Here is a 26226-nt window from a genome sequence, read left to right on the forward strand (position 1 = left end):
GCCGTGCGGATCAGGCCTGACCGCCCCCCGCGCCGAGCTGCTTCAGCATCTCGAAGAGGTCGACGGTGTCCTCGGCGGGCGGGGCCTGGACAGCGGCCTTGGCGCCGTAGTCGGAGAAGTGCATTCCCATCTTCACGGTGCCCTGCGCCGACTTCATGCCGATGTCCATACGGGCCGGGTAGCCGTCCTCACGGACCCAGACCTCGGTGTCGTACGCCGTGATGCCGGACTTCCTGACGCTCTCGACCAGGTCCGCGCGGTCCTTCTCGGACAGCACGTCGAGGGACTTGTTGGTGGCGACCATCTGCTCCAGGGTCAGCGTGCCCTTGTAGTGCTGGGTCTCGGCGCCGTCGATCTTCTCGGCACCGAGGTGCTTGAGGTTGGGCGAGTCGAGGAGCAGGGCGAGCTGCTTGGCCGGGTCCTGGTTCATGTTCTCCATGCCGCCGGTCATCGACTTCGACAGGGCCTTGTCGCCGGAGGCCTCCGCGGCGGCCTGCATGTCGAGCTTCATCCAGCGCTTGCCGCCCGTCTGGGCTGCCTGCGCCTCACCCACGTCCATGTACATGACGTTGCCGAGCATGATCATGCGCATGCTGTCCGGGCCGCCGGCGCCGGCCGCGCCCAGCATCGAGCCCTTGACGGTGATGTCCATGACGGTCGGGTCCCAGCCCTGGACACCGGTCATCTCCATGGTGCCGCCGCCCTCGAGGCCGGCCGGCAGGTCCATCGTCATCCGGATCTTCGCGGACTTGGCGGCCGAGGTCTTCTCGTACGCGGTCCGGATCACCTTCGTGATGTCGCCGAGGCTCTGCGTCTGCGCCTCGTCGGCGCCCGCGGCCTTCCCGTCGCCGTCCTGACACCCCGCGACGCCGGTGACGACGGCCACGGCCGTCACGGCGACACCCGCGCGCTTCCACACGGACACGTTCATCTGGTCCCCCACCCCTTGAGCAGCCTCGTACGGTCCCTCGAACCGTAACAAAAAGTCGGCCCCGCACCTCCGAAGAGGTGCGGGGCCGACTGACCACTCAGTGAGCCGGAAGGGCTCAGACCGCGGCCGGGTCCTCCTCGACGAGGAGGTTGCGGGTGCGGTTCGAGTCCAGCGGGATGCCGGGGCCCATCGTCGTCGTGATGGTCGCCTTCTTGATGTAGCGACCCTTCGCGGCGGACGGCTTCAGACGGAGGATCTCGTCCAGGGCCGCGGCGTAGTTCTCGACCAGCTTCGTGTCATCGAAGGAGACCTTGCCGATGATGAAGTGCAGGTTCGAGTGCTTGTCGACGCGGAACTCGATCTTGCCGCCCTTGATGTCGTTGACAGCCTTGGCGACATCGGGGGTGACGGTGCCGACCTTGGGGTTCGGCATGAGACCACGCGGGCCGAGGACGCGGCCGAGGCGGCCGACCTTGCCCATGAGGTCCGGGGTGGCCACAACGGCGTCGAACTCGTTCAGGCGGTTGCCCTTGGAGATCTCGTCGATGAGCTCGTCGGAGCCGACGATGTCGGCGCCCGCGGCGATCGCGGCCTCGGCACGGTCACCGGTCGCGAAGACCAGGACCCGGGCGGTCTTGCCGGTGCCGTGCGGAAGGTTCACGGTGCCACGGACCATCTGGTCGGCCTTGCGCGGGTCGACGCCCAGGCGGAAGGCGACCTCGACGGTGCCGTCGAACTTCGTGCTGGAGGTGTCCTTGGCGAGACGGACGGCCTCGAGAGGAGCGTAGAGCTTCTCGCTGTCGATCTTGGCGTCCGCTGCGCGGAGGGTCTTGCTGCGCTTCACTGCTTCTCCTGTTGGTTCAGGTGTGGAGTCGTGGTGCGGACCAGCGCTGGCCCTACCACTAGGTCACGAGGGGGGTGATCAGCCCTCGACCGTGATGCCCATGGAACGGGCGGTGCCAGCGATGATCTTGGACGCGGCGTCCAGGTCGTTGGCGTTCAGGTCGGGGAGCTTGACCGTGGCGATCTCGCGGACCTGGGCAGCCGTGAGCTTGGCGACCTTGGTCTTGTGCGGCTCGCCGGAGCCCTTGTCCACACCAGCGGCCTTGAGGATCAGCTTGGCGGCCGGCGGAGTCTTGGTGATGAAGGTGAAGGAGCGGTCTTCGTAGACCGTGATCTCCACCGGCACGACCATGCCACGCTGCGACTCGGTCGCGGCGTTGTAGGCCTTGCAGAACTCCATGATGTTGACGCCGTGCTGGCCCAGCGCGGGACCGACCGGCGGGGCCGGGTTGGCCGCACCAGCGTTGATCTGGAGCTTGATAAGCCCCGTGACCTTCTTCTTCTTGGGAGGCATTGCTCTCTCCGGGTCCTAGTGAGAGTGTTCAGCCCGCCATCCGGTCATCCGGATGGAGGCATACCGCACAACGATAACGGGTATAGACGCGCGGCCAAAAACCGAGCAGGTCAGAGCGGCTGTAAGAGCCACTCTGACCTGGTCGGAAACTTGTGAGATCAGTTCTTCTGGATCTGGTCGAAGCTGAGCTCGACCGGGGTCTCGCGACCGAAGATCTCGACGAGTCCCTTGACCTTCTTCGAGTCGGGGTTGATCTCGTTGATGGTCGCCTGGAGGGTGGCGAAGGGGCCGTCGGTGACGGTGACCGAGTCGCCGACCTCGAAGTCCAGCACCTGGACCTCCAGCTTGCGGGCCGGAGCCGGCTTGCCCTCGGCCTCGGCGGCCTCGCGGGCGGCCTTCTCCTCGGCCTCCGGGGCGAGCATCTTGACGATCTCGTCCAGGGTCAGCGGGTACGGGTCGTAGGCGTTGCCCACGAAGCCGGTGACGCCGGGGGTGTTGCGGACGACGCCCCAGGACTCGTTCGTCAGGTCCATGCGGACGAGAACGTAGCCGGGAAGCTTGTTCTGCTTGACGTTCTTCCGCTCGCCGCCCTTGATCTGGACGATCTCTTCCTCGGGGACCTCGGCCTGGTAGATGAAGTCCTCGACGTTGAGCGAGACGGCACGCTGCTCGAGGTTGGCCTTCACGCGCTTCTCGTAGCCCGCGTAGGTGTGGATGACGTACCACTCGCCGGGCAGGGTGCGCAGCTCCTCGCGGAGCGCGGCGACCGGGTCGACCGGGGCGGCCGGCTCGGCCTCCTCTTCGGCCTCTTCCTCGGCGTCCTCGACCTCGGTGACGACGGCCTCGTCGTCCTCGTCACCCTCGGCCTCGGCGGCCTCGTCGGTCTCCGCCTCGTCCTGGTCCTCGTCCTCGACCTGGAGAGCGGCTTCCTCGGCGGCCTCGCCGGCAACGTCGTCAGCAGCGTCTGCCTGGTCCTCGTCGGCGGCCTCGACGATGTCCAGCTCGTCCTCGACGGACTCGGACTCGAAGGCGTCGTTCAGGTTCGCGTCAGACACGGTGGCTGCTTCTTCCTGCGATACAGATGGGGTGGAACAAAAAGTCAGCCGAAGACGTACTTGACTGCTTCCTGGAAGCCATAGTCAATCACGGTGACAAGGCCGATCATGATGACGACGAAGACAATCACCACGGTGGTGTACGTCGAAAGCTGGCTGCGCGTGGGCCAGACGACCTTGCGGAGCTCGGCGACGATCTGCCGGTAGAACAGCGCGAGACGGCCCAGGGGGCCCTTCTTTCCGCGCTTGCCGCCCTTGCGGGACTTCTTCTTCGACTCGGAGGCCTCGTCATCGGCATCAGGCATGTCGATGGAGCCTACGGCGTCCGTCACGATCTCTCACCTGATTCCGGGTCGGCCGTGCCGCGCCCGGGTGGAGCCGCACGGCGGTGCAATGAAGTACGTACATGCGCACAACACCTGGCGGTGTGTGTAGCAGGGCCGGAGGGACTTGAACCCCCAACCGCCGGTTTTGGAGACCGGTGCTCTACCAATTGAGCTACGACCCTTTGCTGGTGCCCCTCAACGTACCGCATCGTGAGATGTGGTCGGTGCGGGCCAACGAGGAGTGAGCATACGTGGTCAGGGGGCCCCGCGTCGAACAGAAACCACGACCGACCTGCCGTCGGACGCGCGTACGACCGGGAATGACCGTTCCTGTCCGGTCCGTGAAACCTGTGTGCCGGGCCTTGATGAGGTCTGGGACCATGGGCCGTATGAGCGCTGCTACCCCTCCCACCGAGCGTCGGGTCTCCGCCCGGATCGGTGCGATCTCCGAGTCCGCCACCCTCGCCGTCGACGCCAAGGCCAAGGCCCTCAAGGCCGCCGGGCGCCCGGTGATCGGTTTCGGCGCGGGTGAGCCCGACTTCCCGACCCCGGACTACATCGTCGACGCGGCCATCGAGGCCTGCAAGAACCCGAAGTACCACCGCTACACGCCGGCCGGGGGTCTGCCCGAGCTGAAGGCCGCCATCGCCGCCAAGACGCTGCGCGACTCCGGTTACGAGGTCGACGCCTCCCAGGTCCTGGTGACCAACGGCGGCAAGCAGGCGATCTACGAGGCGTTCGCCGCGATCCTCGACCCGGGCGACGAGGTCATCGTCCCGGCGCCGTACTGGACGACGTACCCGGAGTCGATCCGTCTCGCGGGCGGTGTCCCGGTGGAGGTCGTGGCCGACGAGACCACCGGCTACCGGGTCTCGGTGGAGCAGCTGGAGGCGGCCCGTACGGAGCGGACCAAGGTCGTCCTCTTCGTCTCGCCGTCCAACCCGACCGGGGCGGTGTACAGCGAGGCCGAGACCGAGGCGATCGGCCGCTGGGCCGTCGAGAACGGTCTCTGGGTCCTCACGGACGAGATCTACGAGCACCTGGTCTACGGCGGCGCGTCCGCCGTCTCCCTGCCGTCGGTCATGCCCGAGCTGCGCGACAAGTGCATCGTCGTCAACGGTGTCGCGAAGACGTACGCGATGACCGGCTGGCGCGTGGGCTGGATCATCGGCCCGAAGGACGTCGTGAAGGCCGCGACGAACCTGCAGTCGCACGCCACGTCCAACGTGAGCAACGTCGCGCAGATCGCCGCCCTCGCCGCCGTCTCGGGCAACCTGGACGCCGTCGCGGAGATGGGGCGCGCCTTCGACCGCCGCCGCCAGACGATCGTGCGGATGCTCAACGAGATCGAGGGCGTCCTGTGCCCGACCCCGGAGGGCGCCTTCTACGTGTACCCCTCGGTGAAGGCCCTGCTCGGCAAGGAGATCCGCGGCAAGCGCCCGCAGACCTCCGTCGAGCTGGCCGCCCTGATCCTGGACGAGGCCGAGGTCGCGGTCGTCCCGGGCGAGGCCTTCGGCACGCCGGGCTACCTGCGCCTGTCGTACGCGCTGGGTGACGAGGACCTGGTGGAGGGCGTGTCCCGTCTGCAGAAGCTCCTCGCCGAGGCGACGGACTGATCGCACTCCTCGCGGGCCCCCGGTTCTTCGGAGCCGGGGGCCCGTTTTTGCGTTCTAGCAAGGTCCCGATCGGGGAAACGGGGTGCCTTCGTCCATTCGGGTGCGGCAGGATCAGCCAATGGAGCACGTTTACCGCGATCTCACCCAGCTGCCCAAGGCCCATCTGCACCTGCACTTCACCGGTTCGATGCGGCCCACCACCCTGATCGAGCTGGCCGACAAGTACGGCGTGCACCTTCCCGAGGCGCTGAGCAGTGGTACGCCTCCGAAGCTGCGGGCGACCGACGAGCGCGGCTGGTTCCGCTTCCAGCGGCTGTACGACATCGCCCGCTCCTGCCTGCGCGCCCCCGAGGACATCCAGCGGCTCGTCCGCGAGGCCGCCCAGGAGGACGTCCGGGACGGCTCGGGCTGGCTGGAGATCCAGGTCGACCCCACCTCGTACGCCCCGCACCTCGGCGGGCTGATCCCCGCCCTGGAGATCATCCTCGACGCGGTCGAGGCGGCCTCGCGGGAGACCGGGCTCGGGATGCGGGTGCTCGTCGCGGCGAACCGGATGAAGCACCCCCTGGAGGCGCGGACGCTCGCCCGGCTCGCGGTGCGGTTCGCGGACCGGGGCGTGGTCGGCTTCGGGCTCTCCAACGACGAGCGGCGGGGCCTCGCGCGGGACTTCGACCGCGCCTTCGCCATCGCGCGCGAGGGCGGCCTGCTCGCTGCCCCGCACGGCGGCGAACTGACGGGTCCGGCGTCCGTGCGGGACTGCCTGGACGATCTGCGGGCGTCCCGGGTCGGCCACGGAGTCCGGTCCGCCGAGGACCCACGACTGCTGCGCAAGCTCGCGGAGCGGGGGGTGACCTGCGAGGTCTGCCCGGCCTCCAATGTGGCCCTCGGGGTGTACGAGAAGCACGAGGACGTCCCGCTGCGGACGCTCTTCGACGCGGGGGTGCCGATGGCCCTCGGCGCGGACGACCCCCTGCTCTTCGGCTCCCGTCTCGCGGCGCAGTACGAGATCGCCCGCAGGCACCACGACTTCACGGACCCGGAACTGGCGGAACTGGCCCGTCAGTCGGTACGGGGCTCGGCGGCTCCGGAGGACATCAGGGAGAAGCTGCTGTCCGGGATCGACGACTGGCTGGCCGCCCCGGTGGGGTGAAGCGGTGCAGCGGGGGCCGGGCCTGGAACCCGATGTCCACCTCGGTGAGGTCCCACCCGGGCGCGGGCTGCTCCAGGAAGGGCGTCAGCGAGGCGAGCAGGACGTCGTGGCCCTTGGGGGCCCGCTCGTGCGGCGGCCCGTGTCCGGCCGCCACGGCGAGCTCCCCGGCGGCGGCGCAGAGCACGTCCCGGTCGCCGAAGAGGAAGAGCGTGCGGGCGTGCACGGCGGTCCGGAGCCGACCTGCGAGCCGCTCGGGGGCCGCCTTCCAGGCGGCGGCGCGGTCGGCGGTGCGCCGCTCGTCGGTGCGGAGGGTCAGTGGCCGCCCGTCGCGGAGCCGGCCGCGCAGCGCGGGCCAGGCGGAGGGACGCAGGCCGCCGGTGTCCCGGTGGGCGAGGACGAGGTCGACGGGGGTGCCCGGCGCGTAGGCGCGCGGCAGGCTGTCACGCAGCGGGACCTGGACGAGCGTGTACCGGGAGAACGCGGCGAAGGAGAAGAGCGCGGCGAGCCGGGCGAGGCCGTCGTGGTCGCCGACGAGGTAGCCCCACCGGTCGTGGAGGGGCGAGTTGAGCGTGGTGTGCCGCAACGGGGGCCAGGGCCGGACGACTCGGTGCTCGCGCTCCCCCGCGCGGATCCGGTACTCCCGGGCCTTGAGACGCATCTCGACAGCCTGCGGCCCCGCGCGCGTCCCGCACAAACGCTTTAGAGACTGACGCCGACCGTCACGGGCTCGTTGACCAGCGTGATCCCGAAGGCCTCGTGGACCCCGGCGACGACCTCACGGGCCAGCGCGAGCAGGTCCTCGGTGGTCGCCTCGCCCCTGTTGGTCAGCGCGAGCGTGTGCTTGGTGGAGATCCGCGCGGGCCCGGAGCCGTACCCCTTGGTGAATCCGGCCTTGTCGATCAGCCAGGCGGCGGAGGTCTTCACGGCACCGTCGTCGCCCGCGGGGAAGGCCGGCGGCGTGACGTCCGCGCCGAGGCGCCCGGCCACCCGCGTGAGGAAGGTCTCGTACTCCCCCGCCGTGAGGATCGGGTTGGTGAAGAAGGAGCCCGCGGACCAGGTGTCGTGGTCCGCGGGGTCCAGGACCATGCCCTTGCCGGCGCGCAGCCGCAGGACGGTCTCGCGGGCGTGGGTGAGCGGCACCCGGTCCCCGGCGCCGACGCCGAGGGCGCGTGCGGTCTCCGGGTAGTTGATCGGCGCGGACAGGCCGTCCGCGTCCTCCAGCTCGAAGCGGACCCGCAGGACCACGTACCGGTCGGGGTGGTCCTTGAAGAGGCTGTGGCGGTACGAGAAGGCGCACTCGGCGTTGGTGAGGGTGACGGTCTCCTCGGCGCGCCGGTCGTAGGCGACGACCTCGGTCACGGTGGCGGAGACGTCCTGCCCGTACGCGCCGACGTTCTGGATCGGGGTCGCGCCGGCCGAGCCGGGGATGCCGGCCAGGCACTCGATCCCGGCGAGCCCTGCCTCGACGGTGCGGGCGACGGCGTCGGTCCAGACCTCACCGGCGGCGAGCTCCAGCCTCGTCCCGTCGAGGGCGAAGCCCTCGGTCGCGATCCGCAGGGCGGTGCCGTCGAAGCCCTTGTCGCCGATGACGAGGTTGGACCCGCCTCCGATGATCAGCAGCGGCGTCCCCGTGGCGTCGGCCTCGCGCACGGCCGCGACCACCTCGTCGTCCGTGGTGGCGGTGACGAGCCGGGCCGCGGGACCGCCGAGCCGGAAGGTGGTCAGGGGCGCGAGGGGGGCGTCGAGAAGAGGCTGCACGGGCTCAAGAGTACGGGGCCGTCCCGGCCGGGAGACGTCTCGTCTCCCGGCCGGGACGGCGCGGGCCCGCTCACGCGGCGATCAGGTTCTTCTCCCCGGCCTCCGCCTCGGCCGCCGCCTCCGCCCTGCGCCGGGCCTCCTGGCGCCGCGACGGCGCGAACAGCACCGCCACCGCGCCGAGGGCCACCGCCCCCGCGCCGACCCACAGCGCGGGCAGCAGGCCGTCGACGAAGCTCTGGCCGGACTGGTAGCCGCCCTGGGCGGCGAAGATCGAGGCCATCACGGCGACGCCGAGCGCGCCGCCGACCTCGCGCAGCGCGTTGTTGGCGCCGGACGCGATGCCCTGCTCTGAGGGGCGGACGCTGGACATCACGAGGTTGGCCGCCGGTGCGAAGTACAGCGCCATGCCGATGCCGCTCACGACGAGGGCGGGGAGCTGGGCGGCGTACGAGGCGTCGGGGGTCAGGACGAGCGCGAACCAGGCGAGGCCGATCGCCTGCAGGGCGAGACCCGCGGCGACGACCGGGCGGCCGCCGATGCGGTCGGAGAGGGCGCCCGCGAGCGGCGCGACGATCATCGGCATGCCGGTCCAGGGCAGCATCCGCAGCCCGGCCTCGGTGGGCGAGTAGCCGAGGACGCCCTGCATGTACTGGCTGAGCAGGAAGATCGAGCCGAACATGCCGAGGAACATCAGCAGGCTGGCCGCGTTGATCCCGGCGAACGCGCGGTTGCGGAAGAGCCGCATGGGCAGCATCGGGGCCTTGGCGCGTATGCCGTGGCGGATGAATCCGCCGATGAGCGCGGTGCCGGCGATCAGTCCGGTGAGGACGGTGAGGGAGGTCCAGCCGTCGATCGGGCCGCGGATCAGGCCGTACACGATGCCGAAGAGGCCGCCGCTGGCGAGGAGCGTGCCGGTGATGTCGAGGGGGGCGCCGGTGCCGTGCGACTCGGCGAGACGCAGCCGGGCGAGCGGCAGCAGGGCGAGGCCGAGCGGGACGTTCAGCCAGAAGATCCACTGCCAGGAGAGGTGTTCGGTGAGGACGCCGCCGATGAGGGGGCCCGAGGCGACGGCGAGTCCCTGGACGGCGCCCCAGATGCCGAAGGCCGTCCCGCGCTTGGCGGCCGGGACGGCCGCGGTGAGCAGGGTGAGCGTGAGCGGCATCATGATCGCGGCGCCGACGCCCTGGACGGCGCGGGCGGCGATCAGCGCGTCGATGCCGGGGGCGAGGGCGGCCGCGGCGGAGGCGCCGGTGAAGACGGTGAGTCCGACGATGAACAGGCGGCGGCGGCCGAACCGGTCGCCGAGGGCGGCGCCGAACATGAGGAGGACGGCGAACGTGAGGGTGTACGCGCTCACCGTCCATTCGAGGTCGTGCAGTGCTCCGCCGAGGTCCTCGCGGATCGAGGGGAGGGCGGTGGTGACGACGAGGTTGTCGAGGGCCGCCATGAAGCCGGCGGCGCTGGTGATGACGAGTGCCCAGGCGACGGAACCGCGGCGGGCTGCTGGCTGGTTCATTACTGCCCCTCAGATCTCAGGTTAGTTATTGCTGACTAACTTTCGCGCCCATGAAAGAGCGGGGACGCACGGGGGTGCCACGCGAAGGCGGGCGGCGGCGCTACTTCTCCGGACCGCCGGGGCGCCGGACGGAGGGATAGAACCCCTCCCAGACCCGGTGCTCGGACGGGAAGCCCATGGCGACGAGGGTGTTGATGAGCATCCCGTACGCCAGGAAGGTCGTGGTCTCGTCGGCGTCCGCGCCGAGCGCGAGGTGGACGGTCTCCCAGAGCGCCGTCCAGCCGGCCCGCACGGCCTCGCCGAACTCGTGGTCACCGGCCGCCTCGGCGGCGGCGACGGTCACGTACACCTGCATCTGCATGAGGAGCCGGTCGGGATCCTCGCTGATGATCCGGGTGTACGCGGCGGCCATGGCATGCAGGGCCTCCTGGCCGGTCAACCCCTCCGAGGCTTCCTCGAAGACCCGGATCGTGTCGCTGATGCAGCGCTCGGAGGCGGCCAGGAAGATGGCCTTCTTGCCCGGGAAGAGCCGGAAGAGGTACGGCTGCGAGACGCCGACGCGCCTGGCGATCGCCTCGGTGGACGTGCCGTGGTACCCGCCGCGGCTGAACTCGCTCATCGCCGCGCGAATGACGCTCTCGCGCCGCTCCTCCGCACTCATCCTGACCATGCTCACCAAGTTAGTGCTCAATCACTAACTAGGCAAGGGGAAAGGCGGGCGGCCGCTCTCCGCGGCCGCCGGCGGCGACCTTGGCGCTGACCTCGATCAGCGCACCGACCTCGTCGTTGGGGACGACGACCGGCTTGGTGAAGCGGACGCCGTACTCGACGACGGCGGCGGGGTCGCCGGCCCAGTCGGTGACGACGCGGATCGCCTCGGCCATGGTGAACATGCCGTGGGCGATGACGTCGGGAAGGCCGACCTCCACCGCGAACTTCTCGTTCCAGTGGATGGGGTTGAAGTCCCCGGAGGCGCCGGCGTACCGGACGAGTGTGGCGCGCGTCACGGGAAAGGTCTGCGCGGGCAGCTCGGTGCCGACCTCGACCTCGTCGTAGGCGATCTTCGCGGTCATGGTCAGGCCCCCTCGGGTGCGCGGGAGACGAGCTTCGTCCAGGCGGTCACGACGTGCTCGCCGGACTCGTCGTGGACCTCGCCGCGGATGTCCAGGATGTCGTTGCCCGCGAGGGACTTGATCGCCTCGATGGTGGAGGTCACCGAGAGCCGGTCCCCGGCACGCACCGGCCGCGTGTAGGCGAACTTCTGGTCGCCGTGGACGACGCGGCTGTAGTCCAGACCCAGCTGGGGGTCCTCGATGACCGCGCCGGCCGCCTTGAACGTGATGGCGAACACAAAGGTCGGCGGAGCGATCACATCGGGATGCCCGAGCTCCTTGGCCGCTTCCTGGTCGACATAGGCGGGATTCACGTCCCCGATCGCCTCGGCGAACTCGCGGATCTTCTCGCGGCCGACCTCGTAGGCCGGGGTGGGCGGATAGGTCCGGCCCACGAAGGACTGGTCGAGCGCCATGGACTCGATACCTCCTGGATTTGTTGCCGACAAACGACACGAGGCCGCCCCCGAGTGGGGACGGCCTCGTGTACGAGCCTGATTAGCGCGTCTCGCGGTGTGCAGTGTGCGAGTTGCAGCGGGGGCAGTGCTTCTTCATCTCAAGACGGTCCGGGTTGTTACGCCGGTTCTTCTTGGTGATGTAGTTCCGCTCCTTGCACTCCACGCAGGCCAGCGTGATCTTCGGGCGGACGTCGGTGGCAGCCACGTGAGTGCTCCTTGGACGGATGGGACGGATGAACGCATAAAAGAGTAGCCGATCGAAGGACCGACCCCACAATCGGCTACCGTGTGTAGCGGTGACCGGACTTGAACCGGTGACACAGCGATTATGAGCCGCTTGCTCTACCGACTGAGCTACACCGCTTTGATGATCGGGAGCCCGCCCGAAGACGGGTCCTTCTCACCAGAGCCCCAATACGGAATCGAACCGTAGACCTTCTCCTTACCATGGAGACGCTCTACCGACTGAGCTATTGGGGCGAGCGAGGAAGACATTACACGGTCTCCGGCCCATCACCCAAATCCGTTTCGCGAGGCCCCCGCGACGGTCCTCACCAGGCGTCCCGTACGCCACTCGTGGCCTCATCGGTACGACTATTGCGCTCCTCCTCGAAGCTCGGTCCGAGCGCCCCTAGGCTCTCCCCCACGCTTCGTGATCTTGATCTTGAGGAGCCTTGAGGAGCCCCGATGTCAGCCGAAAGCAAGCAGCCCCAGCCGCCCGAGGACGGGGCCGCCACCACGGCCGACTCGACCTCGCTCCTGCTCTCCCACGCACGGCTCACCGACGGGCGGACCGTGGACGTACGGCTCGTCGGCGGCCGGATCGAGGCGGTCGGCACGGCCGGCAGCCTCACCGCGGTGGGCGCGCGCGTGGACCTCGCCGGCTATCTGCTGCTGCCCGCCGCCGCCGAACCCCACGCCCACTCCGACACCGCGCTCTCCGCCGACTCCCCCGGGCCCGTCTCGTACGCCCCCGAAGAGGTGCAGCGCCGGGCCACCGAGGCGGCGCTGCTCCAGCTCGGCCACGGCGCGACCGCGCAGCGCGCGCACGTACGGATCGGCGACGTCCACGGGCTCGGCCCGCTCGAAGCCGTCCTCCAGGCCAGGCGCTCGCTGCGCGGCCTCGTGGACCTCACCGCGGTCGCGGTGCCGAGGCTGCTCACCGGGGTGGCCGGCGCGGACGGTCTCGCGATGCTGCGCGACGCGGTGAAGATGGGCGCCGGGGTGGCCGGCGGCTGCCCGGACCTCGACCCGGACCCGGCGGGGTACGTGGAGGCCGTCCTGGAGGTCGCGGCCGAGCACGGCGTGCCGGTCGACCTGCACACCGACGGAGAGGACCCGGCACGGCTCGCCCGGCTCGCGGCGATGGCCGGCGGGCTCCGGCCCGGAGTGACGATCGGACCCTGCGCGGGCCTCGGCCGACTCCCCTCCGACGCGGCACGGCGGGCGGCGGACGGGCTCGCGGCGGCCGGCGTGACGGTGGTGTGCCTTCCCCAGGGCGGGTGCGGGGGTACCGAGCTGCGCGGCGCGGCGCCGGTACGGCTGCTGCGGGCGGCCGGAGTGCGGCTCGCGGCGGGCAGCGGGGCGATGCGGGACGTGGCCAACCCGGTGGGGCGCGGCGATCCGCTGGAGGCGGCGTACCTCCTCGCCTCTCTCGGCGGGCTGCCGGCGGAGGAGGCGTACGCGGCGGTGAGCGCGGAGGCACGGGCGGCGATGGGGCTGCCGGAGGTGCGGGTCGAGGCCGGCTTCCCGGCGGAGCTGCTCGCGGTGCGCGGCGAGCGCCTGTCGGGCGTGCTGTCCCTCGCGTACAGCCGGATCGTGGTGCACCGGGGGCGGGTGGTGGCCCGGACGAGCGCGGTGCGCGAGTACTGCGACTCGGCGGCGGCGCTCGACCTGCCCCGTCAGGCCCGCCCGGAGCGCCCGCCCGAGCCGGGAAGCCCTCCGGCCGGTCCCGTCGTACGGTCGTGAGTATGCGCATCGTCATCGCTGGAGGACACGGACAGATCGCCCGGCGCCTGGAGAGGCTGCTCTCGGCGCACGGGCACGAGGTCGCGGGGATCATCCGCAAACCGGAACAGGCCGGGGACCTGCGGGACGTGGGGGCGGAGCCCGTCGTCCTCGACCTGGAGTCGGCATCGGTGGAAATGGTCGCCGCCGTGCTCCAGGGCGCCGACGCGGCCGTCTTCGCGGCCGGCGCGGGCCCGGGCAGCGGCGTGGACCGCAAGGACACGGTGGACCGCGCGGCGGCGGTCCTGTTCGCGGACGCGGCCGAACGCGCGGGCGTCCGCCGGTACATCGTCGTCTCGTCGATGGGCGCGGACGCCACGCACGCGGGTGACGGGGTCTTCGACGTCTACCTGCGCGCCAAGGGCGCGGCCGACGACGAGGTCCGGTCCCGTACGGCCCTGGACTGGACGATCCTGCGCCCCGGCAGCCTCACGGACGACGCGGGCACCGGTCTGGTCCGCATGGAGGCCCACACGGGCCGCGGCCCGGTCCCCCGCGACGACGTGGCGGCGACGATCGCCGAACTCCTGGACACCCCGGCGACGGCCGGTCTGACCCTGGAACTGATCTCGGGCTCGACCCCGCTCGCGGTCGCGGTGAAGGACGTGGCCGGAAACTGACGGACCGGGCACCGCTCCCGGAAACGAAGGAAGGTCCCCGGTGCAAGCACCGGGGACCTTCCGTTTCGCGTGGCGACGCCAGGATTCGAACCTGGGTAGGCTAAGCCGACGGATTTACAGTCCGCTCCCATTGGCCACTCGGGCACATCGCCATGAGATCGCTGCCGTGGAGCCGCTTTTCGGCGGTGTTCCGTGGCAACGACGTAAACAATACCTGATCCCGGGGGGTGGTTCGCCACCCGGTTGATCAGCGGTTCGGGCCGTGGCTCACCCCCTAGGCTTTGGGCTGTACCCCAAGCATCCGAGCAAGGAGCCACGAGTCATGGCCGACTCCAGTTTCGACATCGTGTCCAAGGTCGAGCGGCAGGAGGTCGACAACGCCCTCAACCAGGCCGTGAAGGAGATCTCGCAGCGCTACGACTTCAAGGGAACCAACGCCTCGATCTCGTGGTCGGGCGAGAAGATCCTCATGCAGGCCAACGGCGAGGAGCGCGTCATGGCGATCCTCGACATCTTCCAGACCAAGCTGATCAAGCGGGGCATCTCGCTGAAGTCGCTGGACGTCGAGGGTGAGCCGCAGCTGTCCGGCAAGGAGTACAAGCTCTTCGCGTCGGTCACCGAGGGCATCTCCCAGGAGAACGCCAAGAAGGTCGCGAAGGCCATCCGCGACGAGGGCCCCAAGGGCGTCAAGGCGCAGGTCCAGGGCGACGAGCTGCGGGTCAGCTCGAAGAGCCGGGACGACCTGCAGGCCGTTCAGGCGCTGCTCAAGGGCAAGGACTTCGACTTCGCGATCCAGTTCGTGAACTACCGCTGACCTCGTAGCGGGTCATGAGGCTCGTGTCCGAATACCGCCAGCCCGAGGTGTGGCGGGCCCCGCACACTGGACGTGGAAGACCCGTGCGGGGAGAGGAACCAGCCATGACCGTGTACGCGTACGTCGACGGCCCCCTGGGCGAGATGCTGCTTGTCGGGCGGCTCGCCGAAGGGGGCCGTGCCGTGCTGCGCTCACTGTCCCTGCCGGGGCAGAAGGGCGCCGTCGAGGTCGAGGACGGGTGGACCCGGGCTCCCGAGGCCTTCGCCGAGGTCGCCGGGCAGCTCGGCGAGTACTTCGCCGGGCGGCGCGACCGGTTCGACCTGCCGCTCGACAGCGACGCCGGGACCGAGTTCCAGCGGCGCGTCTGGCGGGCCCTGGAGGAGATCCCGTACGGCACGACCGTCTCGTACGGGGAGATCGCCCGACGGGTCGGCTCCCCGGGCGCCGGTGTACGGGCCGTGGGGACCGCGATCGGGCGCAATCCGCTGCTGGTGGTGCGGCCCTGCCACCGGGTGATCGGAGCCGACGGCAGTCTGCGCGGGTACGCCGCGGGGCTCGACCGCAAGGAGCGGCTCCTCGGCCTGGAGGGAGCCCCGGTGTGACCGAGGGGCTGTTTCCCCGTGAGCGGGCCACGGTCGCGCCCGGCGCGGTGCACGTGCCCGCGTGGCTCCCGCTCGCGCGTCAGCGGGAGTTGGTGGACGTCTGCCGGGAGTGGGGGCGGGGGCCGGTGCCGTACCGGCAGACCGTGCTGCCCGGTGGCGGGGTCATGTCGGTGCGGTCGCTGTGCCTGGGCCGGCAGTGGGTGCCGTATCGCTATCTCGACTCCGTCGGGGTTCCGTTGCCCGACTGGCTCGTGGGCCTGGGCCGGGAGGCGCTCGTCGAGGCCTACGGGGACGACGGCGGGTTCACTCCCGACACCGCGCTCGTGAACTTCTACGCGCCGGGGGCGCGGATGGGCATGCACCAGGACCGCGAGGAGCGTTCGGGTGCGCCGGTGGTGTCGCTGAGCCTCGGGGACCGGTGCGTGTTCCGCTTCGGCAACGAGGAGAACCGGGGGCGGCCGTACCAGGACGTCGAGCTGGCCTCCGGTGATCTGTTCGTGTTCGGCGGGGCCTCGCGGTGGGTCCACCACGGGGTGCCGAAGGTCCGGCCGGGGACGGCCGATCCCGCTCTCGGGCTTGCCGGGCGACTCAACATCACCCTGCGGGAGACCGGGCTCTAGGAGGGTCGTCGACGTCGCGAGCCCGGCCCGACCGCCGGGGCACCCTCTAGGCTGCGGCGCATGAGTGCTGAGCTGCGCCGGGCCTTCGGTGTCTTCGACGCGGTCGTGATCGGACTCGGCGCCATGGTCGGGGCCGGGATCTTCGTCGCGCTCGGGCCCGCCGCGGCGGCCGTCGGGTCCGGGGGCGGACTGCTTCTCGCGCTCGGGATCGCCGCCGTCGTCGCGTACTGCAATGCCATGGCCTCGGCCCGGCTCGCTGCCCGCTACCCCCGTTCGGGGGGCACCTATGTGTACGGTCGCGAATGCCTCGGATCGCTGTGGGGGTACCTCGCCGGCTGGGCGTTCGTGGTCGGCAAGACGGCCTCCTGCGCGGCGATGGCGCTGACCGTCGGCGCGTACGTGTGGCCGGAGCACGCGCACATCGTGGCGGTGGCCGCCGTGGTGGCCCTGACCGCCCTCAACTACGGGGGAGTTCAGAATTCGGCGCTGCTCACACGGGTGATCGTGGCGCTCGTCCTCGCGGTCCTCGCCGCGGTCGTCGCGGTCGGCCTCGGGGCCGGCGGGACGAACCCGCTCCCCCTCGGCGCGGAGCTCACCACCGGCGGGGTTCTACAGGCCGCGGGTTTGCTCTTCTTCGCATTCGCGGGGTACGCGCGCATCGCCACGCTGGGCGAGGAGGTCCGCGACCCGGCCCGGACGATCCCCCGGGCCGTGCCCCTCGCACTGGGCATCGCGCTCGCCGTCTACGCGCTCGTCGCGGTCAGCGTGCTCACCGTCCTCGGCCCCGAGGCCCTCGCCGACTCCCCCGCGCCACTGACGGACACCGCCCGGGCGGCGGGCGCCGCGTGGCTGGTGCCGGTGGTCGCGGTGGGCGCGGCCGTCGCCGCCCTCGGCTCGCTGCTCTCGCTGATCCTCGGTGTCTCCCGTACGACCTTCGCGATGGCCAGGGACGCCTGTCTGCCGACCGCGCTCGCGGCCGTCCACCCCCGCTTCCAGGTACCGCACCGGGCGGAGCTCGCGGTGGGCGCGGTGGTCGCCGTCGTCGCGGCGACGGCGGACGTGCGGGGCGCGATCGGCTTCTCGTCCTTCGGGGTGCTCGTCTACTACGGCATCGCGAACGCCTCCGCCTGGACCCTGGGACCCGCACGCCGGCCGCTCGCCGCGCTCGGGCTCGCCGGGTGCGCGACACTCGCCTTCGCGCTGCCGCTCGGCGCCGTCCTCGCGGGGTCGGGAGTGGTCGCCGCGGGCGTGGTGGCGTGGGCGATCAGTCGAGGACGAGCCGTACCCCCGCCTTCCTGAGGGCGTCGGTCAGCTCCAGGAAGGTCGCGGGACGGTGTCCGAGCCACGGCTGGACACCCATACAGGCGCGGGCCACGTCGGCCCGGTGCCAGACGAGCGTGACGCCGGCCCACTCCTCCCCGAACACCCCGGCCTCGCCACCGGGCCCGCGGCCCGGGCCGTACACCGCCTCTCCGAGGGCGCACCGGAACGAGGTCTCGTCGACGACATCGGTCCCGTCGAGGTCGTACGTGGCCCCCGGGGTGATCTCCGGGGCGCCGTGCGGCCGACGGGCGGCCTGCCGCAGCCACTCGCCGCGCGCCGCGCCGGTGAACCGCCGCCAGGTACCGGGCTCGGCGGGCCTGCCGCCGAAGAACAGGTCCCAGACCTCGCGGGTCTGCGGCGGCACGAGCCGCGCGCGGGGAAAGGCCACGGTCAGGTCGACCAGGCCGCGGTGGCCGGCGGAGGTGTCCCAGCCGGTGATGCGGCCCGCCTCGCCGCCGTGGTGCAGATCCCCCACCCAGGCCAGGACCCGGTAGTCGACCGTCCCGAACTCCTCCTCCCCGGCGGCGAGCGCGTCGCGCAGCGCCCCGCGCGGGGAGCAGCCGAGGAAGGTGACCTCGGTGTGCGTGACCTCCGGCGGCGGCTCGGGCGAGATCCGTATCAGGTTGGCGCAGCGGGCCGGTTGCGAGCCGCGGGACCGCCGGCGCGGGCCGCCCGTCGTCTCGACGGTCACGGCGTCTCCCCGCGCGCCGAGGACGCGGACCCCTTCGAGCCGCCACAGGCCGTCGGGAACCTCGACGTCCAGCGTGCCGAGCGGCGCCGTGCCCTCCACGAGCGCCTCGGTGACGGCCCTGGCGAGCTCCCCTCGCGGCTCGCAGCCGCGGAGCTCGTAGCGCACGCGCGGCGCCGGCACGGGCTCCCCGTACAGGCCGTCGACGTCCTTGCAGAGGGCGACGGCGTACGAGCCGGAGAGGAGCGCGTAGCGGGGGTTCTGCACTCAGCGGCCCACGTAGCCGTAGGCCTGTTCGGTGGGGACGATCTCCTTGCCGAGGGGCAGCAGCGACACCGGGATCATCTTGAAGTTCGCGATGCCGAGCGGGATGCCGATGATCGTGATGCAGAGGGCGATACCGGTGGTGATGTGGCCGAGGGCGAGCCACCATCCGGCGAGGATCAGCCACAGGACGTTGCCCACGCAGGAGGGCGCGCCCGCGTCCCGGCGGTCCACGACCGTCTGCCCGAAGGGCCACAGCGCGTACAGACCGATGCGGAACGCGGCGAGTCCGAAGGGGATGCCGATGATCGTGATGCAGAGCAGGACGCCCGCGAGCATGTAGCCGAGGAACATCCAGAATCCGCAGAGGATCAGCCAGATGATGTTGAGGATCGTCTTCACGGGCGTCGACCTGCCATCTGTTCGAGCCGAGCGATCCGCTCGGCCATCGGCGGGTGGGTGGAGAACATCTTGGACACGCCCTTCCCGGGCCCGAACGGGTTCGCGATCATCATGTGGCTCGCGGTCTCGATCCGGGGCTCGGCGGGCAGGGGCAGCTGTTTGGTGCCGGCGTCCAGCTTCCGCAGGGCGCTGGCCAGGGCGAGCGGGTCGCCGGTGAGCTGGGCTCCGGAGGTGTCGGCCTCGTACTCGCGGGAGCGGGAGATGGCCAGCTGGATGATCGAGGCGGCGATCGGGCCGAGGATGAGGATCAGGAGGTAGCCGAGGATCCCCGGTCCGTCGTCGTCGCTGGAGCGGCCGACCGGGATCAGCCACGCGAAGTTGACCAGGAACATGATCACGGAGGCGAGTGCTCCGGCGACCGAGGAGATGAGGATGTCCCGGTTGTAGACATGGCTGAGCTCGTGGCCGATGACCCCGCGCAGCTCGCGCTCGTCGAGGATCGCGAGGATGCCCTCGGTGCAGCACACGGCGGCGTTGCGCGGGTTGCGGCCGGTCGCGAAGGCGTTGGGCGCCTGGGTCGGCGAGATGTAGAGCCGCGGCATGGGCTGACGCGCCTGCGTGGAGAGCTCCCGCACCATCCGGTAGAGCACGGGTGCCTCGAACTCGCTGACCGGACGGGCGCGCATGGCCCGCAGGGCCAGCTTGTCGCTGTTCCAGTACGCGTACGCGTTGGTGCCGAGCGCCACGAGGAGCGCGACGATCAGCCCCGTACGGCCGAAGAAGCTGCCGATGACGATGATGAGGGCCGAGAGCCCTCCGAGGAGTACGGCGGTCCTCAGCCCGTTGTGCCGGCGGTGCACGGTACGCCCTCCAAGTGGTGCGGCAGGGGAACCCTTTGCTTCGTGGTCCTATCCACTCGTCCAGTGGACCCTTCCGTACTGGTCAACGCCAGGCGGGAGGTTCGGGTTCCCCCGGCCGCACCGGGGGCGCCGGTGGCGGGGTGTGGGCCGTTCGGGTGAGCGGCGGGGCGGGACGTCGGGCGGCGGTCAGCGGGCCGCCGGGACCCCGAGCTTCTCCAGGGTGGTGGCGACGGGCTCGACCTCGCTGGTGCAGTGGGCGCAGCGGGAGGCGATGGCCGGGATCTCGGTGAAGCAGCGGGGGCAGTCGCGCTTCTCGGACTTCGGGTCGGCCGCCTCCTCCTTCGCGAACCTCGCCTGGACCTTCGCCAGCGGGGCGACGATCAGGAAGTACAGGACCGCGGCGGTGATGGCGAAGGCTATGGCGGCGGAGATCGCGAGGCCGTAGGGGAAGACGGTCTTGCCGACGTGGAACTGAGCGTCGTTGAAGTTGCCGACGGAGCCGGTCGCGAGACCGATGAGGGGAGTGATGAAGGCCTTGCTGAAGCCGGTGACGACGGCCGTGAACGCGGTGCCGACGGCCAGACCGATGGCCATCGAGATGACGTTCCCGCGAAGTATGAAGTCCTTGAATCCGTTCAGCACGGTGTTTCCCGCTCCTGGTGTTTCGTCGTGTGGGGGGTCAGAACAGGCTGTTCGCCGCGAAGCGGAGCGCGATCTGCGGGTAGCCCGACAGGACGACTCCGGCGGCGGCGGTCAGCACGATCGCCAGGGTGATCGGCGCGGGGACCGTGTGGGGGACGGGGGTCCCGGCAGGCGCGTTCCGCACCGCGTCCTCCGGCGTACGGAACAGCAGTGCCGTCCAGCGGAGGTAGTAGTACAGCCCGATCACGACGTTGACGCCCATGATCACGGCCAGCCAGCCGAGGCCCGCGTCGACGGCCGCCGAGAAGACGGTCACCTTGGCGAAGAGGCCGATGATACCCGGGGGCAAACCGGCCAGATTCAGGAGGAAGAAGGCGAGCGCGAGGGCGACGGCGGGGCTCGTCGCGTACAGGCCCCGGTAGTCCGCGATCCGGTTCTCCGGGTGCCGGCGGGCGACGAGCGCGACGACGGCGAACGCGCCGAGGTTCACCACGGCGTACATCAGGGCGTACGCGACGGTGGCACCGATCTGGTCGTCGCTGGAGTACGCGGCGGCCGCGATCGGCACGAGCAGGTAGCCGGCCTGGGCGACGGAGGACCAGGCGAGCAGCCGGACCGCGCTCCACGCGCGCGTGGACACCTGGCGGAGGGCCGCGACGTTGCCGACGGTCATGGTCAGCGCGGCGAGGGCGGCCAGCGCCGGGCCCCACACGTCGGCGTACGAGGGGAAGGCGACGACCGTCACCAGGATGAGCCCGGTGAAGCCGACGGCCTTGCCGACCACCGACAGGTAGGCGGCGACGGGCAGCGGGGCGCCGACGTAGGTGTCCGGCACCCAGAAGTGGAAGGGGACGGCGGCCGTCTTGAAGGCGAAGCCGACGAGGGTCAGGGCCACGCCCGCCTCGGCGAGCGTCTGGAGCCGGCCGGGGACGTCGTCGAGGGACTGGGCGAGCTCCGTGAGGTGGAGGGTGCCGGTCGCCGCGTACACGAAACTGACGCCGAGCAGGGTGACGGCGGTCGCGGTCACGGAGGACAGGAAGAACTTGAGCGCGGCCTCGCCGGACATGCGGTCGCCGCGCTTGAGTCCGACGAGCGCGAAGGCGGGCAGCGAGGCCACCTCCAGGGCGACGACCAGGGTCGCGAGGTCCCGTGAGGCGGGCAGCAGGGCGGCGCCGGCGGCCGAGGAGAGCAGCAGGAACCAGTACTCGCCGGCCGGGAGCCTCTCGCGGGTCTCGGTGACGGAGAGCAGCGCCGTCAGGAGCGCGCCGCCGAGCACCAGCAGCTGGATGACCAGGGTGAAGTGGTCGGCCGTGTAGCTGCACGCCCCGGCCCGGGTGTCCGCGGTGAGGCAGAAGGTGGAGCGGTCGCCGGCCCGCAGCGGGACGAGGAGGGCGAGGGCGGCGACGAGGCCGGCGATCGCCGTCCAGCCGAGGAGCCGCTTGCGCTCCTCGGGGACGAACAGGTCGGCGACGAGCACGACGAGGGCGACCACGGCCGTGAGGGTGGGGGGCGCGATCGTGAGCCAGTCGACGGACTGGACGAGCGACTCGCTGGCGAACGCCGTCACTGGGGTCATCGGATGCCTCCGGCGAGGAGCTTCTGGACGGCCGGGTCGGTGAGGCCGAGGAGGACCGCGGGCCAGAGTCCGGCGAGGACGGTGAGGGCGACGAGCGGGGTCCAGGCGGCGAACTCGTACCCCTGGACGTCGGCGATCGGCGTCTCCCCTGCGGGGCGGGGGCCGCCCATGCAGACGCGGCGGACGACGAGCAGGAGGTACGCGGCGGTGAGGAGGGTGCCGAAGGCGCCGATCGCCATGAAGGTGAGGAAGGCGGGGCGGCTGAGGCCCTCGGCGGGCTCGAAGGCGCCGAACAGGGCCAGCATCTCGCCCCAGAAGCCGGCCAGGCCGGGCAGGCCGAGGGAGGCGACGGCGGCGAAGGCGAGGAGGGCGCCGAGGCGCGGGGCGCGGCCGTAGAGGGCGGCGCCGGTGGCTCCGGCGAGGGTGTCGAGGTCCGCGGTGCCGTACCGGTCCTTGACCGCGCCGACCAGGAAGAAGAGCAGGCCGGTGACGAGACCGTGGGCGACGTTGGCGAAGAGGGCGCCGTTGACCCCGGTGGGGGTCATGGTGGCGATGCCGAGGAGCACGAAGCCCATGTGGCCGACGGAGGAGTACGCGATGAGGCGCTTGAGGTCGCCCTTGTTGCCGGGCCGCGCGAGGGCGAGGCAGGCGAGCGATCCGTAGATGATCCCGGCGACGGCGAAGGCGGCGAGGTAGGGGGCGAAGATCCGCATGCCGTCGGGGGCGATCGGCAGGACGATCCGGACGAAGCCGTACGTGCCCATCTTGAGCAGGACGCCGGCGAGGAGGACCGAGCCGACCGTCGGGGCGGCGGTGTGGGCGTCCGGGAGCCAGCTGTGCAGCGGCCACATCGGGGTCTTCACGGCGAGCCCGACGCCGATCGCGAGAACGGCGATGACCTGCACGGACGTGGTCAGTCCACGGCCGTTGTCAGCGGCCAGTGCCACCATGTCGAAGGTGCCCGCCTTCACCCCGATGAGGAGCAGGCCGAGCAGCATGACGACGGAGCCGAGCAGCGTGTAGAGGATGAACTTCCAGGCCGCGGCCTGCTTGCCCTCACCTCCCCAGCGGGCGATGAGGAAGTACATCGGGATGAGGACCATCTCGAAGGCCAGGAAGAACAGGACCAGGTCGAGGACGGCGAAGGTGGCGAGGGTGCCGGACTCCAGGACGAGGAGCAGCGCGACGAAGCCCTTGGGGGACGGGCCGGAAGGCATCTTGAAGTAGCTGTACAGCGCGCAGAGGAAGCTCAGGAGCGCGGTCAGGACCAGGAGGGGGAGGGAGATGCCGTCGACGCCGAGGTGGATCCGCACGTCGAGTGCGGGGATCCAGCTGATGTCCGTGGTGGCCTGCATCCTCGACGGCTGGTCGTGGTCGAAGCCGAGCGCGAGGACGACCGCGGCCAGCAGGATCACACCGGTGACGGTGACGCCGTGGCGGAGCACGGCCTGGTCGGGGGACTTCCCCTTCAGTCCCGGCGGGGCGGGGAGCAGGGCGGCGGCCGCGCCGAGGAGCGGTCCGGCGACGATCGACGCCAGAAGGAACTGCATCACGGATTCGCTGATATCGATCACGGCTCACGCTCCGGCGACGGCGTTGGCGAGGGCGACGGCGACGATCGCCAGGACGACGGAGCCGGCGAGCAGGGCGCTGAGGTAGGTCTGCACGTTGCCGGTCTGGGCGCGGCGGACGAGCCAGCCGAGCCCCTTGGCGGAGGTGCCCGCGGCGCGGACGTAGGTGTCGACGACCTCGCGGTCCAGGAAGCGGACCAGGGAGGCGCCGGCGAGGACGGGGCGGACGAACGCCGTCCGGTAGACGGCGTCCAGGTGGAAGCCGTCGGCGGCGGGACCGTGCAGCGGGCCGAGGAGGGCGCGGCCGGGGTCGGCAGGGTCCTCGGCGGGGTGCGGCAGGTGCAGCGCCTCGGCCTCGACGAGAGCGGCGTCGGCGTCCGGGTGGGCCACGTGCGGGGCGGGGGCCTGGGCGGCGGCCGTCACCGGGGTCCTGGCGGCGAGGGTGCGCCAGAGCGCGTATGTGATCACGGCGCCGGCTGCGGCGAGGCCGGTGCCGAGCACGGCCGTGGTGACGGTCGGGGTGAGGTCGTTCCCGTCGAACCAGTCGTCGAGGTACGTGACCGACAGGCCGAAGCCCAGGGAGGGGATCGCGAGCACCCACAGGACGGACGTCATGGCGATCGGCTGGCGACCGTGGTCGGGGGCTTCCGCGCCCCGGCCGCGGAAGGTCCGCAGCCAGAGGCGGAGCGCGTACGCGGCGGTGAGGAAGGCGGTCAGCAGCCCGGCGACGAGGACGGTCCAGCCGGCCCCGGCGGGGGCGACGGTCCGCTCTCCGAGCGCGGTGTGCTCGGCGGCCACCAGGACGGCCTCCTTGGAGAAGAAGCCGGCGAAGGGCGGGATCGCGGCGAGCGCGAGCAGGGCGACGGTCATCGTCCAGTACGCGTCCGGGATGCGCTTCGCGAGGCCGCTCATGCGGGACATGGCGGTCAGTGAGTTCGTGCCGGCGGCGTGGATGACGGTGCCGGCGGCGAGGAAGAGCAGGGCCTTGAAGGCGCCGTGCGAGAGGAGGTGGAAGACGGCGGACCCGCGGTCGCCGACGGCCAGGGCGCCGGCCATGTAGCCGAGCTGACCGATCGTCGAGTAGGCGAGGACCCGCTTGATGTCGTCCTGGGCGAGGGCGGCGAGCGCCGAGCCGACCATCGTGATCGCGGCCATCACGGCGAGCACCGTCATCGCGGCGGCGGAGGCGGCGAAGACGGGCAGCAGCCGGGCCGTGAAGTAGATACCGGCGGCGACCATCGTCGCCGCGTGGATGAGCGCGGAGACGGGGGTGGGGCCGGCCATGGCGTCGGGGAGCCAGGTGTGCAGCGGGAACTGGGCGGACTTGCCGGCCACACCGGCGAGCAGCAGCAGCGCGATCACGGTGGGGTGGTCGAGCTCGCCACGCGCGACGGCGCCGAGGACGCCCCTGATCTGGAACGTGCCGGCGTCGGTGGCGAGCGCGAAGAGACCGATCAGGAAGGGGACGTCACCGAGCTTGGTGACGAGGAAGGCCTTCAGGGAGGCGGCCCGCGCCTCCGGAGTCTCCCAGTAGTGGCCGACCAGGAAGTACGAGCAGATGCCCATGATCTCCCAGCCGACCAGGAGCACCATCAGGTCGCCGGAGTAGACGACGAGCAGCATCGCGGAGGTGAAGAGGGAGACGAGCGCGGCGTACGAGGGGTAGCGCGGGTCCTCGCGGAGGTAGCCGGTCGAGTAGATCTGCACACAGGTGGCGACGACGCCGACGAGGACGGCGACGAGGGCCGCGAAGCCGTCGATGTACAGGGACAGGTCGATGGGGACCGAGCCGGTGGGGGTGAGCTGGGTCGAGGCGTCGATCGCCGTCCCGCCGCCCTGCCGCACGGCGACGACCACGGCCAGGACCGCGGCGGCGACGGTGGGCAGCACGGCCAGCGGGCGGACGTAGCCGGGGGCGGTGCGGCCGAGCAGGAGTCCGGCGACGGAGCCGAGGAAGGGAAGGAGGGGGACGAGGACGGCGAGGGTCGTCGTGGTCACGCGGTGGCCTCGGCCTTCTCGCCGGTGGGCGTGTCGTCGGTGGTCGCGCCGTCCTCGGTCGCGGTGTCCCAGGGCTGCGGCGGCTCCGCCGTGTCACGGAGCCGGTCGATGTCCGAGGTGCCCCTGTTGCGGTGGACCGTCAGGACGATCGCGAGACCGATGCCGATCTCCGCGGCGGCGATGGCGATGGTGAAGAGGGTGAGGGCCTGACCGGCGTGCAGGGTGTCGCGGAGCCAGACGTCGAAGGCGACCAGGTTGAGGTTGACGGCGTTGAGCATCAGCTCGACGGACATCAGGACCAGGATCGCGTTGCGGCGGGCGAGGACGCCGTACACGCCGATGGCGAAGAGGAGGGCGGCGAGGACGGCCGGGTAGGCGAGGTGCATCAGCGCTGCTCCTCCTTCTTTCTGCGGGAGAGCACGATGGCACCGACCAGGGCGGCCAGCAGCAGCACGGACAGCGCCTCGAACGGCAGCACCCAGTGCCGGAAGAGGATCTGGCCGGACACCTCGGTGGAGCCCTGGACGGCTCCGTCGAGGTCGATCCAGGTCGTACGGAACGCGTCGACGACCACCCAGACGAGCGCGCCCGCGGCGGCGAGCGCGACGGCGGCGGCCACCGGTCTGTTGCGGGAGTCGGCGTCCGGTGAGTGGCCGATGGGGGCCTTGGTGAGCATGAGCCCGAAGAGCAGGAGGACGACGACGGAACCGACGTAGATCAGGACCTGGACCCAGGCGATGAACTCGGCCGTCAGGAGCAGGTACTCGACGGCGAGACCACCGAGCGCCACGACCAGCCAGAGCGCGGCGTGGACGAGCTGGCGGGTGGTGACGGTGACGAGGGCGGCGCCCAGGGTGACGAGGCCGACGAGGAGGAAGGCGATCTCGACGCCGGTGGGCGAGAGGAAGCCGTGGGTCTCCTGGTTCAGCACGGGCTGCTGGGCGGCTTGCTGGGCGATGT

General features: G+C 71.2%; 28 protein-coding genes, 4 tRNA genes and 1 pseudogene. 8 read left to right on the plus strand and 25 right to left on the minus strand.

All coding sequences use genetic code 11. The annotated features are described in order from the left end of the window. Positions 1-10: 10 nt before the first annotated feature. The 6 genes from IF00_RS0116450 to IF00_RS0116475 all read right to left on the minus strand — a co-directional run bounded on the left by IF00_RS0116450 (position 11) and on the right by IF00_RS0116475 (position 3851). The gene (locus IF00_RS0116450) at positions 11-931 is read right to left on the minus strand and encodes an SCO4651 family lipoprotein (protein ID WP_030318716.1); all 921 of its coding nucleotides are present in this window, start codon (positions 929-931) and stop codon (positions 11-13) included. 115 nt (positions 932-1046) lie between these two features. Further along, positions 1047-1775 carry a 50S ribosomal protein L1 gene (rplA, locus tag IF00_RS0116455; protein ID WP_030318718.1) on the minus strand — a complete coding sequence of 243 codons (729 nt, stop codon included), beginning with the start codon at positions 1773-1775 and terminating at the stop codon, positions 1047-1049. A gap of 78 nt (positions 1776-1853) precedes the next feature. After that, a complete protein-coding gene (rplK, locus tag IF00_RS0116460) occupies positions 1854-2288 on the minus strand; it encodes a 50S ribosomal protein L11 (protein WP_030318720.1) in 435 nt (144 codons plus the stop codon). 158 nt (positions 2289-2446) lie between these two features. Beyond that, complete coding sequence (gene nusG, locus IF00_RS0116465; protein WP_030318722.1) at positions 2447-3343, minus strand: transcription termination/antitermination protein NusG; 897 nt, start codon at positions 3341-3343, stop codon at positions 2447-2449. A 44-nt stretch (positions 3344-3387) separates the two neighbouring features. Further along, entirely contained in the window at positions 3388-3675 is a 288-nt protein-coding gene (gene secE / locus IF00_RS0116470; protein ID WP_030318724.1) for a preprotein translocase subunit SecE, read from the minus strand. Between the two features lie 103 nt (positions 3676-3778). Next, a tRNA-Trp gene (locus IF00_RS0116475) sits at positions 3779-3851 on the minus strand. A 207-nt stretch (positions 3852-4058) separates the two neighbouring features. On the opposite strand from IF00_RS0116475, the gene IF00_RS0116480 reads away from it, so the two are divergent. After that, on the plus strand, positions 4059-5285 hold the full coding sequence (locus tag IF00_RS0116480; RefSeq protein ID WP_030318728.1) for a pyridoxal phosphate-dependent aminotransferase: 1227 nt from the start codon (positions 4059-4061) through the stop codon (positions 5283-5285). A 118-nt stretch (positions 5286-5403) separates the two neighbouring features. Next, complete coding sequence (locus IF00_RS0116485) at positions 5404-6435, plus strand: adenosine deaminase (protein ID WP_030318730.1); 1032 nt, start codon at positions 5404-5406, stop codon at positions 6433-6435. Here the strand turns inward: IF00_RS0116485 and IF00_RS0116490 are convergent. The 9 genes and pseudogenes from IF00_RS0116490 to IF00_RS0116530 all read right to left on the minus strand — a co-directional run bounded on the left by IF00_RS0116490 (position 6380) and on the right by IF00_RS0116530 (position 11759). Continuing rightward, a complete protein-coding gene (locus tag IF00_RS0116490; RefSeq protein WP_030318732.1) occupies positions 6380-7093 on the minus strand; it encodes a hypothetical protein in 714 nt (237 codons plus the stop codon). The two genes, IF00_RS0116485 and IF00_RS0116490, sit on opposite strands and share 56 nt — an antisense overlap. A 41-nt stretch (positions 7094-7134) precedes the next feature. Next, a complete protein-coding gene (locus IF00_RS0116495; protein WP_030318734.1) occupies positions 7135-8193 on the minus strand; it encodes a UDP-N-acetylmuramate dehydrogenase in 1059 nt (352 codons plus the stop codon). 70 nt (positions 8194-8263) lie between these two features. Then, positions 8264-9709, minus strand: coding sequence for an MFS transporter (locus IF00_RS0116500; protein ID WP_030318736.1), 1446 nt, complete (start codon positions 9707-9709; stop codon positions 8264-8266). A gap of 100 nt (positions 9710-9809) precedes the next feature. After that, complete coding sequence (locus tag IF00_RS0116505; RefSeq protein ID WP_030318738.1) at positions 9810-10379, minus strand: TetR/AcrR family transcriptional regulator; 570 nt, start codon at positions 10377-10379, stop codon at positions 9810-9812. A gap of 70 nt (positions 10380-10449) precedes the next feature. After that, positions 10450-10782, minus strand: a pseudogene (locus tag IF00_RS0116510) (MaoC family dehydratase); the annotation flags it as partial. Between the two features lie 2 nt (positions 10783-10784). Further along, positions 10785-11237, minus strand: coding sequence for a MaoC family dehydratase N-terminal domain-containing protein (locus tag IF00_RS0116515; protein WP_030318741.1), 453 nt, complete (start codon positions 11235-11237; stop codon positions 10785-10787). Positions 11238-11319: 82 nt separating this feature from the next. Then, complete coding sequence (gene rpmG / locus IF00_RS0116520; protein ID WP_003956487.1) at positions 11320-11484, minus strand: 50S ribosomal protein L33; 165 nt, start codon at positions 11482-11484, stop codon at positions 11320-11322. Positions 11485-11570: 86 nt separating this feature from the next. Beyond that, a tRNA-Met gene (locus IF00_RS0116525) sits at positions 11571-11643 on the minus strand. A 43-nt stretch (positions 11644-11686) separates the two neighbouring features. Next, positions 11687-11759 (minus strand) — tRNA-Thr (locus IF00_RS0116530). Positions 11760-11966: 207 nt separating this feature from the next. Here IF00_RS0116530 and IF00_RS0116535 point away from each other — a divergent pair. Together IF00_RS0116535 and IF00_RS0116540 are read left to right on the plus strand one after the other, a co-directional pair. Further along, positions 11967-13247: an amidohydrolase family protein gene (locus tag IF00_RS0116535; RefSeq protein WP_030318743.1), complete on the plus strand. Its 1281-nt coding sequence runs from the start codon at positions 11967-11969 to the stop codon at positions 13245-13247. 2 nt (positions 13248-13249) lie between these two features. Continuing rightward, positions 13250-13906, plus strand: coding sequence for an SDR family oxidoreductase (locus tag IF00_RS0116540; protein ID WP_030318745.1), 657 nt, complete (start codon positions 13250-13252; stop codon positions 13904-13906). 70 nt (positions 13907-13976) lie between these two features. Here the strand turns inward: IF00_RS0116540 and IF00_RS0116545 are convergent. Next, positions 13977-14058 (minus strand) — tRNA-Tyr (locus IF00_RS0116545). Between the two features lie 170 nt (positions 14059-14228). On the opposite strand from IF00_RS0116545, the gene IF00_RS0116550 reads away from it, so the two are divergent. From IF00_RS0116550 to IF00_RS0116565, 4 genes are all read left to right on the plus strand, one after another. Further along, complete coding sequence (locus tag IF00_RS0116550) at positions 14229-14720, plus strand: YajQ family cyclic di-GMP-binding protein (RefSeq protein ID WP_015035522.1); 492 nt, start codon at positions 14229-14231, stop codon at positions 14718-14720. 104 nt (positions 14721-14824) lie between these two features. Next, positions 14825-15322: a methylated-DNA--[protein]-cysteine S-methyltransferase gene (locus IF00_RS0116555; RefSeq protein WP_030318747.1), complete on the plus strand. Its 498-nt coding sequence runs from the start codon at positions 14825-14827 to the stop codon at positions 15320-15322. Next, entirely contained in the window at positions 15319-15942 is a 624-nt protein-coding gene (locus IF00_RS0116560) for an alpha-ketoglutarate-dependent dioxygenase AlkB family protein (RefSeq protein ID WP_030318749.1), read from the plus strand. The genes IF00_RS0116555 and IF00_RS0116560 overlap by 4 nt, the downstream gene beginning before the upstream one ends. A gap of 60 nt (positions 15943-16002) precedes the next feature. Further along, the gene (locus IF00_RS0116565) at positions 16003-17241 is read left to right on the plus strand and encodes an APC family permease (protein ID WP_030318751.1); all 1239 of its coding nucleotides are present in this window, start codon (positions 16003-16005) and stop codon (positions 17239-17241) included. Here the strand turns inward: IF00_RS0116565 and IF00_RS0116570 are convergent. From IF00_RS0116570 to IF00_RS0116610, 9 genes are all read right to left on the minus strand, one after another. Then, complete coding sequence (locus IF00_RS0116570) at positions 17207-18220, minus strand: hypothetical protein (RefSeq protein WP_030318753.1); 1014 nt, start codon at positions 18218-18220, stop codon at positions 17207-17209. The two genes, IF00_RS0116565 and IF00_RS0116570, sit on opposite strands and share 35 nt — an antisense overlap. Continuing rightward, a complete protein-coding gene (locus IF00_RS0116575; RefSeq protein WP_030318754.1) occupies positions 18221-18619 on the minus strand; it encodes a YccF domain-containing protein in 399 nt (132 codons plus the stop codon). It lies immediately after the preceding gene. Next, positions 18616-19479, minus strand: coding sequence for a zinc metalloprotease HtpX (gene htpX / locus IF00_RS0116580; RefSeq protein WP_030318756.1), 864 nt, complete (start codon positions 19477-19479; stop codon positions 18616-18618). Before htpX ends, IF00_RS0116575 begins: the two co-directional genes overlap by 4 nt. 186 nt (positions 19480-19665) lie before the next feature. Next, positions 19666-20121, minus strand: a complete 456-nt coding sequence (locus tag IF00_RS0116585; protein ID WP_030318758.1) for a large conductance mechanosensitive channel protein MscL — start codon at positions 20119-20121, stop codon at positions 19666-19668. A 37-nt stretch (positions 20122-20158) separates the two neighbouring features. After that, positions 20159-21697, minus strand: a complete 1539-nt coding sequence (locus tag IF00_RS0116590; protein ID WP_030318760.1) for an NADH-quinone oxidoreductase subunit N — start codon at positions 21695-21697, stop codon at positions 20159-20161. After that, positions 21694-23247 (minus strand): complex I subunit 4 family protein, encoded by a 1554-nt coding sequence (locus IF00_RS0116595; protein WP_030318761.1) that lies wholly within the window; start codon positions 23245-23247, stop codon positions 21694-21696. The genes IF00_RS0116590 and IF00_RS0116595 overlap by 4 nt, the downstream gene beginning before the upstream one ends. 27 nt (positions 23248-23274) lie before the next feature. Then, a complete protein-coding gene (locus tag IF00_RS0116600) occupies positions 23275-25266 on the minus strand; it encodes an NADH-quinone oxidoreductase subunit 5 family protein (protein WP_030318763.1) in 1992 nt (663 codons plus the stop codon). Next, a complete protein-coding gene (gene nuoK, locus IF00_RS0116605; RefSeq protein WP_030318764.1) occupies positions 25263-25652 on the minus strand; it encodes an NADH-quinone oxidoreductase subunit NuoK in 390 nt (129 codons plus the stop codon). Before nuoK ends, IF00_RS0116600 begins: the two co-directional genes overlap by 4 nt. Next, entirely contained in the window at positions 25652-26224 is a 573-nt protein-coding gene (locus IF00_RS0116610; protein WP_051820313.1) for an NADH-quinone oxidoreductase subunit J family protein, read from the minus strand. Before IF00_RS0116610 ends, nuoK begins: the two co-directional genes overlap by 1 nt. Positions 26225-26226: the final 2 nt, after the last annotated feature.

The organism is Streptomyces flavochromogenes (assembly GCF_000717595.1).
Lineage (GTDB): Bacteria > Actinomycetota > Actinomycetes > Streptomycetales > Streptomycetaceae > Streptomyces > Streptomyces flavochromogenes.